This is a genomic window from Paenibacillus senegalimassiliensis (genome assembly GCF_001486585.1).
Classification (GTDB): Bacteria; Bacillota; Bacilli; order Paenibacillales; family Paenibacillaceae; genus Fontibacillus; species Fontibacillus senegalimassiliensis.
This window is the reverse complement of sequence record NZ_LN909042.1, coordinates 123,963-136,851: the sequence shown is the minus strand read 5'-3', so window position 1 is coordinate 136,851 and position 12,889 is coordinate 123,963. Positions and strand designations below refer to the sequence as shown.

13 protein-coding genes are annotated in these 12,889 nt (G+C 53.7%); 7 read left to right on the top strand and 6 right to left on the bottom strand.

Features of this window, described 5'->3' with window-relative positions; genetic code table 11:
• Window positions 1-97: 97 nt before the first annotated feature.
• The 6 genes from ahpF to BN3279_RS02875 all read right to left on the bottom strand — a co-directional run bounded on the left by ahpF (window position 98) and on the right by BN3279_RS02875 (window position 5,540).
• Window positions 98-1,627, bottom strand: coding sequence for an alkyl hydroperoxide reductase subunit F (gene ahpF, locus BN3279_RS02900; protein WP_059049152.1), 1,530 nt, complete (start codon window positions 1,625-1,627; stop codon window positions 98-100).
• A 12-nt stretch (window positions 1,628-1,639) separates the two neighbouring features.
• Window positions 1,640-2,203 carry an alkyl hydroperoxide reductase subunit C gene (gene ahpC / locus BN3279_RS02895; protein WP_018751773.1) on the bottom strand — a complete coding sequence of 188 codons (564 nt, stop codon included), beginning with the start codon at window positions 2,201-2,203 and terminating at the stop codon, window positions 1,640-1,642.
• 404 nt (window positions 2,204-2,607) lie between these two features.
• The gene (locus tag BN3279_RS02890; protein ID WP_232436745.1) at window positions 2,608-3,468 is read right to left on the bottom strand and encodes an IS3 family transposase; all 861 of its coding nucleotides are present in this window, start codon (window positions 3,466-3,468) and stop codon (window positions 2,608-2,610) included.
• Between the two features lie 11 nt (window positions 3,469-3,479).
• The gene (locus BN3279_RS02885; RefSeq protein ID WP_059049151.1) at window positions 3,480-3,797 is read right to left on the bottom strand and encodes a transposase; all 318 of its coding nucleotides are present in this window, start codon (window positions 3,795-3,797) and stop codon (window positions 3,480-3,482) included.
• Between the two features lie 323 nt (window positions 3,798-4,120).
• Window positions 4,121-4,960 (bottom strand): YitT family protein, encoded by an 840-nt coding sequence (locus BN3279_RS02880; RefSeq protein WP_059049306.1) that lies wholly within the window; start codon window positions 4,958-4,960, stop codon window positions 4,121-4,123.
• Between the two features lie 214 nt (window positions 4,961-5,174).
• Entirely contained in the window at window positions 5,175-5,540 is a 366-nt protein-coding gene (locus BN3279_RS02875) for a DUF2185 domain-containing protein (RefSeq protein WP_198343564.1), read from the bottom strand.
• 202 nt (window positions 5,541-5,742) lie between these two features.
• On the opposite strand from BN3279_RS02875, the gene BN3279_RS02870 reads away from it, so the two are divergent.
• The 7 genes from BN3279_RS02870 to BN3279_RS02845 are packed head-to-tail and all read left to right on the top strand — an operon-like array spanning window position 5,743 to window position 12,803.
• Window positions 5,743-6,741, top strand: coding sequence for a beta-ketoacyl-ACP synthase III (locus BN3279_RS02870; RefSeq protein ID WP_059049149.1), 999 nt, complete (start codon window positions 5,743-5,745; stop codon window positions 6,739-6,741).
• Window positions 6,731-8,161: an ATP-grasp domain-containing protein gene (locus tag BN3279_RS02865; protein WP_059049148.1), complete on the top strand. Its 1,431-nt coding sequence runs from the start codon at window positions 6,731-6,733 to the stop codon at window positions 8,159-8,161. The genes BN3279_RS02870 and BN3279_RS02865 overlap by 11 nt, the downstream gene beginning before the upstream one ends.
• A complete protein-coding gene (locus BN3279_RS24440; RefSeq protein ID WP_392396824.1) occupies window positions 8,158-8,688 on the top strand; it encodes an NAD-dependent epimerase/dehydratase family protein in 531 nt (176 codons plus the stop codon). The genes BN3279_RS02865 and BN3279_RS24440 overlap by 4 nt, the downstream gene beginning before the upstream one ends.
• Window positions 8,595-9,194 (top strand): NAD-dependent epimerase/dehydratase family protein, encoded by a 600-nt coding sequence (locus BN3279_RS24435; RefSeq protein WP_392396831.1) that lies wholly within the window; start codon window positions 8,595-8,597, stop codon window positions 9,192-9,194. The genes BN3279_RS24440 and BN3279_RS24435 overlap by 94 nt, the downstream gene beginning before the upstream one ends.
• Window positions 9,188-10,090, top strand: coding sequence for an MBL fold metallo-hydrolase (locus BN3279_RS02855; protein WP_059049147.1), 903 nt, complete (start codon window positions 9,188-9,190; stop codon window positions 10,088-10,090). The genes BN3279_RS24435 and BN3279_RS02855 overlap by 7 nt, the downstream gene beginning before the upstream one ends.
• Window positions 10,012-11,514 carry a F390 synthetase-related protein gene (locus BN3279_RS02850; protein ID WP_232436736.1) on the top strand — a complete coding sequence of 501 codons (1,503 nt, stop codon included), beginning with the start codon at window positions 10,012-10,014 and terminating at the stop codon, window positions 11,512-11,514. The genes BN3279_RS02855 and BN3279_RS02850 overlap by 79 nt, the downstream gene beginning before the upstream one ends.
• Window positions 11,511-12,803 carry a hypothetical protein gene (locus BN3279_RS02845; protein ID WP_059049145.1) on the top strand — a complete coding sequence of 431 codons (1,293 nt, stop codon included), beginning with the start codon at window positions 11,511-11,513 and terminating at the stop codon, window positions 12,801-12,803. The genes BN3279_RS02850 and BN3279_RS02845 overlap by 4 nt, the downstream gene beginning before the upstream one ends.
• Window positions 12,804-12,889 lie beyond the last annotated feature (86 nt).

Here is a 12,889-nt window from a genome sequence, read left to right as displayed (position 1 = left end):
TGATAAAAAAACGGCGGTGCCGGGGATTGCTCCCCACACCGCCGTTCCTCTTGCTATATCGTTCATCCGAACATGGAAGACCTGATCTGCTTATCGCTTATTGGTTGCGAATCATATAGTCGAACGCACCCAAGGCCGCTGTTGCGCCAGACCCCATGGAAATAATGATCTGCTTGTAAGGCGAGTTAGTGCAATCCCCTGCGGCAAATACGCCAGGGATTGTGGTTGCCCCGTGGTTGTCTACGATGATCTCGCCCATCTTCGTACGTTCGAGCGCACCATCCAGCCAATCCGTGTTCGGCACAAGACCGATCTGCACGAACACCCCTTCAAGCTCGATATGCTTCTCCTCACCACTTTCACGCTCAACATAGGTCACGCCATTCACCTTGCTGGTGCCGGTGATTTCCTTAACTTGAGCGTTCTTGATAACCGTAGTATTGGACAGGCTATTCAGACGATCCTGCAAGACCGAATCCGCCTTCAGTTCTGGCATGAACTCCAGGACGGTTACATGCGACGCCACACCGGCCAGGTCGATAGCCGCCTCAATACCGGAGTTGCCTCCGCCCACGACGGCTACATGCTTGCCTGCGAATAAGGGACCATCACAATGCGGACAATACGCCACGCCCTTGTTCTTGAACTCTGCTTCGCCAGGAACACCGATGTTGCGCCACCGGGCCCCTGTGGAGATAATGACCGTCTTGCTCTTCAGCACCGCGCCATTTTCCAATTCAAGCTCCACGAGTTCCTTCTTCTCCAGACGTTTGGCAAGCTGACCCTTCATAATGTCGATGTTGTATTCCTTCGCATGCTCTTCCAGGCTTGCCGCCAGCTTGGGCCCTTCCGTATACTTCACGCTAATGAAGTTCTCAATACCGAGGGTATCATTGACTTGACCGCCAAAGCGTTCAGCAACGATCCCGGTACGGATGCCTTTGCGCGCTGCGTAGATCGCCGCACTCGCTCCAGCCGGACCACCGCCAACTACCAGCACGTCATACGGCTCTTTATTGTCAAATTCGGAAGCATCCGAAGTTCCCAGCTTCCCCAGGATATCCTCGATGGTCATCCGTCCGTTACCGAACAGTTCCCCATTCAGATGAACCGTAGGCACGGCCAGAATTTCCTTGCTCTCGACTTCTTCCTTATAAGCCGCCCCATCAATCATCGTATGGGAAATGCCCGGGTTCAGGACACTCATCAGGTTCAGCGCCTGAACGACATCCGGACAATTATGGCAGGACAAGCTTACATAGGTCTCAAAGCGGTATTCGCCTTGAATACCCTTGATTTGGTCAATCACACTTTGCTCCACCTTTGGTGGTCTGCCGCTGACTTGCAGCAAGGCCAGCACCAGGGAAGTGAATTCATGTCCTAACGGAACACCGGCAAAGGTAATCCCCATATCCTCGCCTTGACGGTTCACGCTAAAGCCTGGAGTTCTGGGCAAGGAGGCGGTCTCAACCGTGATTCTACCTGACATGCCGGCCAGTTCATGAACCAGGTCCAACATGTCCTGAGATACCGAATCGCTTCCTGCACTGACTTTCAGCAGAATGTCGCCTTCCAGAAGCTGAAGGTATTGCTCCAGTTGTTGTTTGATATCCGCGTCCAGTTTCATAGTAAACTCTCCTTAAATTTTGCCAACAAGGTCAAGGCTTGGTTTCAGGGTTTCGCCGCCCTCTTTCCATTTCGCCGGGCATACTTCTCCTGGATGATTATGAACATATTGAGCAGCCTTGATCTTGTCGACCAATGTGCTAGCATCGCGACCGATGCCGCCAGCCGTAATTTCAATCGCTTGAATCACACCGTTCGGGTCGATGATGAATGTACCGCGGTCAGCCATACCGTCTTCTTCGATCAATACGTCAAAGTTGCGGGAGATGACGTGGGATGGGTCACCGATCATGATGTAAGTTACTTTACCGATCGCTTCCGAGCTATCATGCCATGCTTTGTGCACGTAGTGGGAATCGGTGGATACAGAATATACTTCAACGCCAAGCTCTTGCAGCGTTGCATATTGGTCTTGGAGATCCTCCAGTTCCGTAGGGCATACAAAGGTGAAGTCAGCAGGGTAGAAGCATACTACGCTCCATTTGCCCTTGAAGTTCTCCTCGGATACCTCGATAAACTTCCCATTGTGATAAGCAGATGCGTTAAACGGCAATACTTCTTTTCCAATCAAAGACATAAAATAAACTCTCCTTTCGGAACATTTGGTTTTTTGTTTATAATCATTATATTATACCAATGATTATCGTTATCAATATATTTCATCAACTCTTCATCTAAGTATTTACAGAAAAGCGTGCTTTCGTACATACAATTTTCATATTTTGCTAAATAAAACTGCATGGATGCAGGTGTCGAACACTGATTTTAAAATTAAGCAAGGCTAGTCGAATCAAAACAACAACCCGAGGTTGGCATGAGCCTGCCATGGAGCAACTCAAAACTCGAAAGACCCATGCACCTCTATCGCCCTTTAACATTTATAACCCTTTAACAGGAAATCCTCCTGCTAATCCGTCTGTATTTCACCAAATATCATATATAGCTGGAAATCTGGACCTCTGTCAAGAAAGTGGACACTCTTTAGCCGACTTTTCTCTTATTGAACTGTGCAGCAAAACGAACCGGCGATAAATAACCAAGTGAACCGTGGATACGTTTACGGTTGTAGAAAAACTCAAGATAGCGGTAGATTTCATCGTAGGCTTGTTGCTTAGTCTTGAATCGCTTGCAGTAAATAAGCTCTTTCTTGAGAATGCTGTGAAAAGACTCTATACAGGCATTATCATAACAATTCCCTTTGCGGCTCATGCTGGCCGTCATGTGATACGTGTTGAGTTGTTCTCTGTACTCGTGAGAGGCATATTGAGCCCCGCGATCCGAATGGTGGAGTAGCCCCTTTTGGGGCTGTTTCGCTTCATAAGCCGCTTTCAGCGCATCCAAAACAAGTCCTGTCGTCATTCGGTCATACAAACGCCAACCTACAATCTCACGAGTGCATAGGTCCATGACGCTGGCCAGGTACAATCGACCTTCTCTACAAGGAATATACGTAATGTCGGTCACCCAAACTTGGTTCGGTTTCTTCACGTGAAACTGCTGGTTTAAGAAGTTAGGAGCAATCGGCAAGTCATGGGTAGAATCCGTCGTTTGCACCTTGTATTTCCGCACCACACAAGCGCGAAAACCAAGTTCTTGCATGTACAAACCCACGGTTCTCTGCGTGACAAGTAGCCCTTCCTGATTCAGCATATACGTAATTTTAGGAGCCCCATAACGCTGCTCGGAATCATGGAAATGGTAGGCTATTCTTTTTAGCAGGTGTGCCTTACGCAGCTTCTGCTGGCTTGGCTTGTTCTTCCGCCATTTGTAGTAACCGCTCCGGCAAACCTGAAATACCTTGCACATCTTCGCCAAAGAAAACTCGGAGCGATGATTGTCTATAAAACGAAATCTTAGCTCTTTGGTTTGCTGAAGATGTGCACTGCTTTTTTTACAATGGCAAGTTCTTCTTCCACATCAGAGATACGTTCCTGGCTTTTAAGGAGCTCTCGTTCCTTTTCTTTCAAGAGTTGTTCCAATTCTCGAACCCGTTCTACACTGGAGATGGACTCGTTCTTAAACTCGCGATATTTGGCTTTCCAGACATGTAACGTCTTTGCGGGAATGTCCATCTCTAAGGCAATTTCCTCCACCGATTTCGTCTGTTCATGGAGATATTTGGCCGTTTGTCTCTTGAATTCTTCGTTATAGCGATTCCGTTGCTCACCCATGTGAACACCTCCTCAGTTAGTTTTATTATCTTTTTCTCTTAACGAGGTGTCCACTTTTTATTCTAGCTCTAATCTCATGTTAATTTTAGGCTTTCCCCCGTAAATCGACCATTTCACAATAATTAGCATGAGGAAATCCCTATAACCCCCCGATTTTGGCGGATATGAGCGATTTAGCGGGAGTTTTTCCCTATAAGTAGGAAAGTCCCCAACAGAACTCGGGAAATAGCGGTGAGAACTGGGGGACTCGGTAAGAGCCTAGCAACAAGCGATATTCAGCTAATTGTTAGATTATTTTTAGAGTAAGCCGGTTATTCTTCATTTTATTTGGAAATGTCCAGAAAGCCTTCACCGAAGACGTCACGCACATCATGAATGGTGAGGAACGCAGCCGTATCGATCGACTTCACGATCTTCTTCAATGTGGACACCTCTTGCTTGCTAATTACAATATAGAGAACTTCCTTCTGCTTCTTCGTGTAATAACCATGTCCGGATAACACCGTTACGCCGCGATCCATCTGCGTGATAACCATCTCCGCAATACTGTCCTGCTTCTCGGAAATGATCATAACCGCTTTCTTGGGATTCAGCCCCTCAATCATAAAGTCCATAACCTTGGTGCCGATGTATAAACAAACAATCGTCAGCATCAGCTTCTCCGGCCCAATAATGAAGTAAGACGAGAACGCAACAATCAGGTCGAAGAACAGCAGCCCATAGCTGATATTCCAGTCGAGATATTTATTGGTGATTCGCGCCAAAATAACCGTTCCTGCTGTCGTGCCTCCCACGCGTACAATCAGACCGATACCGACCCCCACCATAACCCCGGCGAACACGGCATTAATAGTAGGTTCGTGTGAATCAATCGTCCAGCCTTCGGTTACATGCAGGAACAGCGAGTTGAACGCAACGGCAATGATTGTGTACAGCGTGGTCTGCCGATCCAAAAACCGATACCCAACAAGCAACAGCAATCCGTTAAGCACAATATTGACGATGGATGGTGACCACTGGAATAAGTAGAACAAAATAATCGTGACCCCGGTCACGCCGCCCTCCCCGAACTCATTCGGGATGATGAATAGATTGACGGCCAACGCGAATAAGAAGGCCCCCAATATAATGATTGCGATATCCGCTAATTTCTTTTTTACCATGACCATGATCCTCTCTAAGCGTGTCTCCCCGCAAGAATGAGCACAGGACAGGCCTCTGCCCGACTCCCACTCCCCTGAGCGAAAGTAGTCCTTACGGAAGTTACGAGCATTCCGCAACCAGATCATAGTATCCACATACTTCCCTAAAGTCAATACGGCTTTGACACTTTACTTCGGCATCCCATTCACTGGGAAAAGGGCTTTCCGGCGCTGATTAATCCTCGGCTCCCTGCCACTGCGTATCCAGCACAAGTACATCGTCCTCATCACGGATGTAGGCCGTCCCCGGAGGAGCCTCAAGAAACGGGATGATGTCCCGGTCATAGTTGCAAATTGTGTTCACCTGATACACCCCGTGATTGCCCGGGTTATCCATATAAGCCTCATCTTCGTCGCCCGCCATAAATCGCCAGCCGCTGTCAGGGTACTGACTGCCCGTCGTATCCTCTCTGTACATGAAGCCTACCTTGCACCCATCGACCGTAATCCGATCTGTAGCGATGCAGCCTTCGGTTGATTGAATCAAAGCGACGATCTGATCTGCCGCTAGCGCATATTTCTTTGCAGGTTGATTTGCCAATTCCATTCACTCCTGTCGTAGGGGATGAGTAGATGTCTTCGACAACTTTCGTCAAAAACCTCTTCTTTCCTCTAAGATCACTGACCTGCTAACCAGGACCTTTGATCGTTGTATTTGAACAACGAATTCTATAGGCTAGGATTAAAGCATCAAATGCCCGGGATTGCTTCCGGACACAGCCAGAGTACGGGAGAGGATTAACATGGACGATCGTAAAATTAAAATATTAGGCACCGGAAAATACTTGCCCAGCCGCATTGTGACCGACGAGGAATTAGATCGACGTTTAGGCGTACAGCCAGGTTGGGTACATAAGATAACCAGCGTCGGAATACGCCATTATGTTAGTGATGGAGAGACGGCCTCGTTCATGGGAGCCAGAGCAGCCGAGGCCGCGCTAAAGAATGCCGGGCTGCGGTTCGAAGATATCGATTGCCTGGTCTGTACCAGCGGAACCAAGGAGCAGCCGCTGCCGTCCACGGCGGTGTGGATTCAGCGGGCGATGGGCCAGGACATGTCTGGCGTGCCAGCCTTCGATATTGATGCGACCTGTCTGAGTTTCCTCACTGGACTGGATGTGATGTCCTACATGGTTCACGCCGGCAGATACCGGAATGTGCTGCTCGTGGCGACGGAAATCGCCTCCGTTGGCTTGAACTGGAAGGACAAAGAAAGTGCTGCCTTGTTCGGGGACGGTGCTGCGGCGGTCATTATCGGACCCTCTGGAGCACAGGAAGCTTCACGTATCCGCCACGCTTCACTCCGTACCTACAGCAAAGGGGCTCATTATTCAGAAATTCCGGGCGGGGGAACCAAATACCACCCGGACCAACCGATTCCGGTGGAGGACCCTTTCAAATTCCATATGGACGGTCAAAGCATCTTCCGTCTAGCCTCCAAGCTGCTGCCTGGATTTGTTGATGAGTTGCTTGACGGCTCGCATATAGATATGAAGGAGTTCAAGGTCGTTATTCCCCATCAGGGAAGTGCGATGGCTATGCGTCTGCTGCAAAAGAAGCTGGGTATTGCCCCTGCCCAATTCATGAATATTACACCGGGCCACGGCAATACCATCGCTGCGTCGATTCCAATGGGGCTGCATGAGGCCATCCAGCAGCAGCGGATACAGCGTGGCGACCCCATGCTCCTGATTGGCACGGCCGCCGGGCTGACATTGGGAGGCATGGTTCTTGACTACTAAGCGAGCCACTAGCGAGATAAGTCAGGAGCCAGCACAACCGAAGAGTAGGCAGCGAATCCTGATCACCGGAGGAAGGGCCCCGGTTGCTCTGGAACTGGCCCGGCTCCTGCATCGTGCCGGGCATACCGTGTATGCAGCGGAAAGTCTGGAGCATTATCTATGCCGCAGTTCTAACGCGGTGGAGGGCACGGCAGGGCTGCCTGCCCCAAGGCAGCATACGCAGGCTTTTCTGGCAGAGTTGCAGCGGCTGGTTGTCCAGTGGCGTATCGATCTGCTGATACCGACCTGCGAGGAGATATTCTATGTCGCCCAGGGGCTAGAGCAACTACGCCCCCATTGCCGGGTGCTGTGTCCAGAGCTTGCGGTGCTGCACCGCCTGCATCACAAGGCTGAATTTATAAACTGGGCTGCCGAGCTTGGCTTTCAAGTGCCTGCTACGGCACTCCTTGAAGATGAGGCCACATGGAAAGACGTGGAGCAACGCGGAGCTCAGGCTAAGGCTCGGAGAGATAGGGTTGGAAACGATACGCCCTCCTCTCCCGTGCCCGCTCACCAATTGATGGACCTGAGGCGGTCGGCTTCTCTCATGCCACTGCCGTTGGTGTTCAAGCCTGCTTATTCGCGGTTTGCCTCGCGGGTGATTATCCCAGAGAGAAAAAAACAGAAACCACTTGATAAGAGAAGCCGCTGGATGGGTAAACAACAAGATACGAGCTTGGGGCAAATGCGAAGGTTAAGCAGAAAAGCAGCCTTCTACCGAACCGAGGCCATACAAGAGTTATCTCCTTCCAGACCCTGGGTCGCTCAGGAGTTCATAGAAGGCCAAGCTTGGTGCAGCTACAGCATTGTACATGAAGGCAAGCTGATCGCACATGCCGCCTATGCTTGCCATTACCGCACGGCACAGGCCGGGGCTTGCATTCATTTCCAGCAAGCGGAGCATCCCGCTTTATTGGACTGGGTGAAGCGGTTTACAGCCGAGATCGGCTATACAGGCCAAATCAGCTTCGACTTCATCCAGGCCGAAGATGGCACGCTGTACCCGATTGAATGCAACCCCCGTGTTACCAGCGGGGTGCATTTGTTTGAGCCGGAGGATGGGCTGGCAGAAGCCTTGACCCAGCCAGGTTTAGCGGCCCTTTCTGGCCGCATCGTGATCCCGAGGACGGGATCAGCGGCTATGATCAAGCTGGCTATGCTAGGCAGCGGCTTCAAGTATGTCCGTGGAACGCGGACATGGCGTCGATGGATGAATGCGCTGCGCGAAGCCCGCGATGTGATTCGTCGCCCCGAGGACCCTGGGCCCTTCACAGAGCAGCTTCGTATGATGTACGACGTATGGCGGCGGAGCAGGCGGCATGGAATTACCGTGACCCAAGCCTTGACCGAAGATATTGAATGGAATGGTGATTCAAAATGACAAAGGCACTAATAACTGGAGCAACCGGATTTCTGGGAGGACACGCCGCCCGCAGACTGGCCCAAATGGGCTGGGAGGTGAGCGCCATGGGCCGTTCCCTGGACGCGGGAGGTGAGCTGGAACGCGGTGGCATCCGCTTTGTTGAAGCGGATTTGCGGGATGCCGCCGCGGTGGAGCGAGCTTGTGCAGGACAGGAGGTTGTCCTGCACTGCGGCGCTTTATCTGCGCCGTGGGGGACATACCGCAGCTTCTACGAGTGTAATGTAAAAGCTACGCGTCACGTGCTGGCGGGATGCCGCAAGCACGGAGTTCAGCGGCTCGTCCACATCTCCACGCCAAGCGTGCTGTTCGATTATCGTCCGCGCCGCGCCGTCCGCGAGGATGCTCCGCTGCCGCAGCGGCCCCGCGCCGCGCCGTCCGCGAGGATGCTCCGCTGCCGCAGCGGCCCGCGAACGCCTACGCCGCTACCAAGCTGCTGGCGGAGCAAGAGGTGCTGGCTGCCTGCCAGGACGGGCTGCCAGCGTTGATCCTGCGTCCGCGGGCTATCTTCGGCCCGCAGGACCATTCGCTCTTCCCCCGGCTGCTGGAGGCAAATGCCCAGGGAGGCGTCCCGATGATCAGCGACGGTCAGGCCATGATCGACCTGACCTATGTCGACAATGTCGTGGACGCCATGATCCTCGGCTGCCAGGCGGGTCCGGAAGCACTCGGGCGAGCCTATCATATCTCGAACGGGGAAGCATACACCTTCCGCGAGCTGATGGAGAAGCTATTTGCTATGCTAGACATCCCTCTGCATACACGTAAGCTTCCCTACAAAGTCGCCTATAGTCTGGCTGCGCTACTGGAGCTAGTCTACACCGCCCTACCGCTAAAGGGTGAACCTCCACTGACGCGCTATACCGTTGGTTCCATCGGGGTGACGCATACGCTGGACATCTCGCTAGCTCGCCAATATCTTGGCTATACACCGCAGGTTTCTGTCGAAGACGGCTTGCGCCGCTTTGCCGATTGGTGGGTGAAGTCATGCTGACCTCCCTTCCCTTGAAGCTGATGATTCGCTCTGCCGGCTATTGCGTGCATCCGGAATGGCTGACTCTGAAGGGGGGCAGCCTGCGTCCGGTCAAGTTCCCGGCAGGCTACGCTTGCCTGCTGCACCCGGTGCATGGGCCAATCCTGTTCGACACAGGCTACAGTGCCCGGTTCTTCCGGGAGACCGCTACGCTGCCAAACGCCTTGTACCGCTACATTACCCCGGTGCATTTCCGGGAAGAGGACAGCGCCGCGGCTCAGCTTCAGCAAGAAGGCATCGCCCCGGAGGACGTGCGCTACATCATCCTCTCCCACTTCCATGCCGACCATATCGGCGGTGCCAGGGACTACCCGAACGCCCGCTTCATTTACTTGGATAAGGCCTATGCCGCTGTCCGGAAGCTGGGCAGGTTCGCGCGGGTGAAGGCGGGCTTTCTGCCGGGGCTGCTGCCAGCGGACTTCGCTGAGCGCTCACTTCCGGTGAGCGCAGCAGCCACCATCGGCGGGCTGGACAGCACCGCCAAGCCCGCTGCTTCCTGGGCTGCTTCGTTCAGCCCGGGAGCCCCGCTTACGCCGGAGTCGGTCTACGACTTGCTCGGCGACGGAAGCGTATTGGCCGTCGAGCTATCTGGCCATGCCGAGGGAATGATCGGCGTGTTCGTCTCCACCACCGCCCACGATTATTTGCTATGCGCCGACACGGTCTGGTCGAGCCGGGCGTTTCTGGAGCAGCGGCCACCTCATCCAGCCGCCGGACTAATCATGTCGGGCCGGCTGGACTATAAGCGAAGCTTCGAGCGCCTGCAAGCGCTGCGGGCATGGCATCCTGGCTTGCGCATCGTTCCCAGCCATTGCCGAATCGCTTTGGACAACTGGGGAAAGGGTGTGCTGGAATGAAGCTGCATCAGGTCATCTATCATTACCTCCGGATAAAATATTTGGAACGGCGATTTACCCAAGTGAGCCCTCAGCCTTCTGCCGGACGAGCAACGCATGGCAATCACCGTTCTCCCAGCCCTGCCACCCTCACTGTCCAGCCCTCTTCCAATCATCAGGCAATCCTGCGGGATCGCCTGGCACGTTGGCAGGAGAAGCAAATCATTCGCCATGTGCAGTGGGTGCGTGGGGCGTCCCCTTTTTATCGAAAATTGTGGGATGGGCGGCCTGCCGAGGATTGGCACACCTTCCCCATCATCGAGAAATCCGACATGATGGAGCATTTCGATGAGCTAAATACCGTTGGCATCCACCGCAAGGAAGCGTTGGGGCTGGCCGCCCGCGCCGAGCAGACCCGGGATTTCAAGCCCCTGCTGGGCGGTGTGACCATCGGCCTGTCCTCCGGCACCTCCGGTAACCGGGGGCTATTCGTGGTAAGTGCGCGTGAGCAAGCCGCGTGGAGCGGAACCGTACTCTCCAAAATGCTGCCGGGCGGGCTGCTGCGGAGAGAGAAGATCGCTTTTTTCCTGCGTGCCAACAGCAATCTGTATGAGTCCGTCCAGCGTGGACGCTTGCAGTTTCAGTATTTTGACATGCTGGAGCCCATAGAACGTCTGATCAAGCGGCTGGAGGATTACCGTCCGGGCATCTGGATTGCCCCTCCCTCCATGCTGCGCCTGTTGGCTGAGGCCGTTGTCTCCGGCAGATTGACTGCGCGCCCCCACAAGCTGATCTCGGTAGCGGAGGTGCTGGACCCACTCGACCGCAAATATATCGAGTTGGGCTTGGGTCTGCCTGTGCATCAGGCGTATCAGTGCACGGAGGGCTTTCTCGGCTATACCTGTGAGCATGGCACATTGCACTTAAATGAGGACCTAGTTCTGGTGGAGAAGGAGTACCTGGATACCGAGTCCCGTCGCTTCGTACCAATTATTACGGACTTCTCCCGAACCTCGCAGCCGATTGTCCGTTACCGACTGAACGATATTTTGACCGAAGCGGCGAAGCCTTGTCCCTGCGGCTTGGCCTATACGGCTATCGAACGGATCGAGGGCCGTTGCGACGATATCCTCTATCTGCCACATTCCGTGAGCGGCGAATTCGTGGCCGTGTTTCCGGACTTCATTACCCGCGCGGTCATCGGGGCTTCGCCCGATATTGAGCATTACCGCGTGGTACAAACCGGCGCGGAGCAATTCGACATCTCGCTGGTGCTGCGCGCCGGGCGAGAACAGGATGCCGCCCTGGAGGCAGCTATCCAGAGGGAGCTTGCTAATCTATGCGATCGGCTGGGCTGCAAGCCGCCGAAGCTGACTTTTACCCCATACAATGTTGTCCCTGGAATAACGAAGCTACGGCGGGTAGAGAGGAGATGGCAGATGTGAGTGGCGCGGTGGGGATTCATTTTTACGATGAGAAGAATATCTCTGATCTGAAATGGCCGGATACGGAATACGGGCAATATGCCAGGAACTATCTGCTCCCGCTCCTGCTTGCCCCCTCGGTGGAACAGTACATCAATAATGTGCGCACCCGGCTGCTGGTGGTCACTGTGGATGGGGTGCCGCTGCCGGTGACCGTCAATGACGAGGAGTATGGCAATTCCTATGTCTGCTCCCCGTACACTCACTTTGTGACGTATGCGCGGGAAGAATTGGCTTTGCTCGGGAACCGTCCTGCCGAAGCCGTGCTTGGCGGCCTGCTCAGCGGAATCGGCTCTCTGCTGCGGCGTGTTCACTTCAACCGGGTCGTTCAGGTGAACAATTGGCTGGTATCTACGAATCTCTTCCCGCCGGTGTCGCCAGAACGGCTAAAGCAGCTTATGCAGGTATTGCAGCAGCGTTACCCTCTTCATGTGTTGATCTGCCGCTCACTGAACGATGCGACGACCGGGCCCTATCTGACGGCGATGCGCGAACAGGGCTGCAAGCTGATCCCCAGCCGACAGATTTATTTGCTGCATGGCTCGGGACACCAAGCCGCTGCCCTTGGGGAGGCTAGTGAAGCTGCTAGTGTGGATGCTGATGAGGGAGCTACCGGAAGGACGAGCCAGCCGAGTTCTCTTCAGAAAGGGAACACAAGCGCCGGACATACCCTTTCCCTTCCCCCCGTCCCGGCCAAAGCTCGCTGGCTGGTGAAGCGCGACCGGGCGTTGATTGCGAAGCAAGGTTACGTCGTATGCGGCCCGGAGGATATGTGCCCTGAGGATGCCGCCCGAATCAAGGAACTGTACGATATGTTGTACATTGACAAGTATTCAGCCTGCAATCCACAATTAAATGAAAGCTTCATCCATGCAGCCATCGTTACAGGAACGTTGGAACTGCATGGACTACGTAAAAATGGCCGATTGGACGCCATTCTTGGCTTTTTTGCGCGGGATGGGGTCATGACCGCCCCCCTCTTCGGCTATGACACCTCCCAGCCCCAAAAGCTGGGGTTATACCGCATGCTGTCCGCCGTGCTGATCGGCATTGCCGCAGAACGCAGCCTGCTGCTTCATGAGAGCTCCGGAGTTGGACAGTTCAAGCGTAATCGCGGAGCGGTGGCTGAACTGGAAGTGATGGCGGTGTATGACAAGCACCTCTCCTTAGGTGTCCGTATGTGCTGGACACTGCTGGAGAAGCTGCTGCACGTTATCGGTGTGCCGATTATTCAGCGGATGAAACTATAAGAGGTTGTTCAAAAAGTCGTCTTCCCAGAACGAAGCTGTTCGAGGAGTGGGTTCGACATCGAATCTTGAATTCACCCGGGCCTAGC

Bases quoted from the DNA above. Each gene is read 5' to 3' on its own strand.
- BN3279_RS02855 (WP_059049147.1), top strand. From the start codon at position 9,188: ATGCTGACCTCCCTTCCCTTGAAGCTGATGATTCGCTCTGCCGGCTAT.
- BN3279_RS24440 (WP_392396824.1), top strand. From the start codon at position 8,158: ATGACAAAGGCACTAATAACTGGAGCAACCGGATTTCTGGGAGGACAC.
- ahpC (WP_018751773.1), bottom strand. From the start codon at position 2,203: ATGTCTTTGATTGGAAAAGAAGTATTGCCGTTTAACGCATCTGCTTAT.
- BN3279_RS02880 (WP_059049306.1), bottom strand. From the start codon at position 4,960: ATGGTAAAAAAGAAATTAGCGGATATCGCAATCATTATATTGGGGGCC.
- BN3279_RS02850 (WP_232436736.1), top strand. From the start codon at position 10,012: ATGGCATCCTGGCTTGCGCATCGTTCCCAGCCATTGCCGAATCGCTTT.
- BN3279_RS02870 (WP_059049149.1), top strand. From the start codon at position 5,743: ATGGACGATCGTAAAATTAAAATATTAGGCACCGGAAAATACTTGCCC.
- BN3279_RS02885 (WP_059049151.1), bottom strand. From the start codon at position 3,797: ATGGGTGAGCAACGGAATCGCTATAACGAAGAATTCAAGAGACAAACG.
- ahpF (WP_059049152.1), bottom strand. From the start codon at position 1,627: ATGAAACTGGACGCGGATATCAAACAACAACTGGAGCAATACCTTCAG.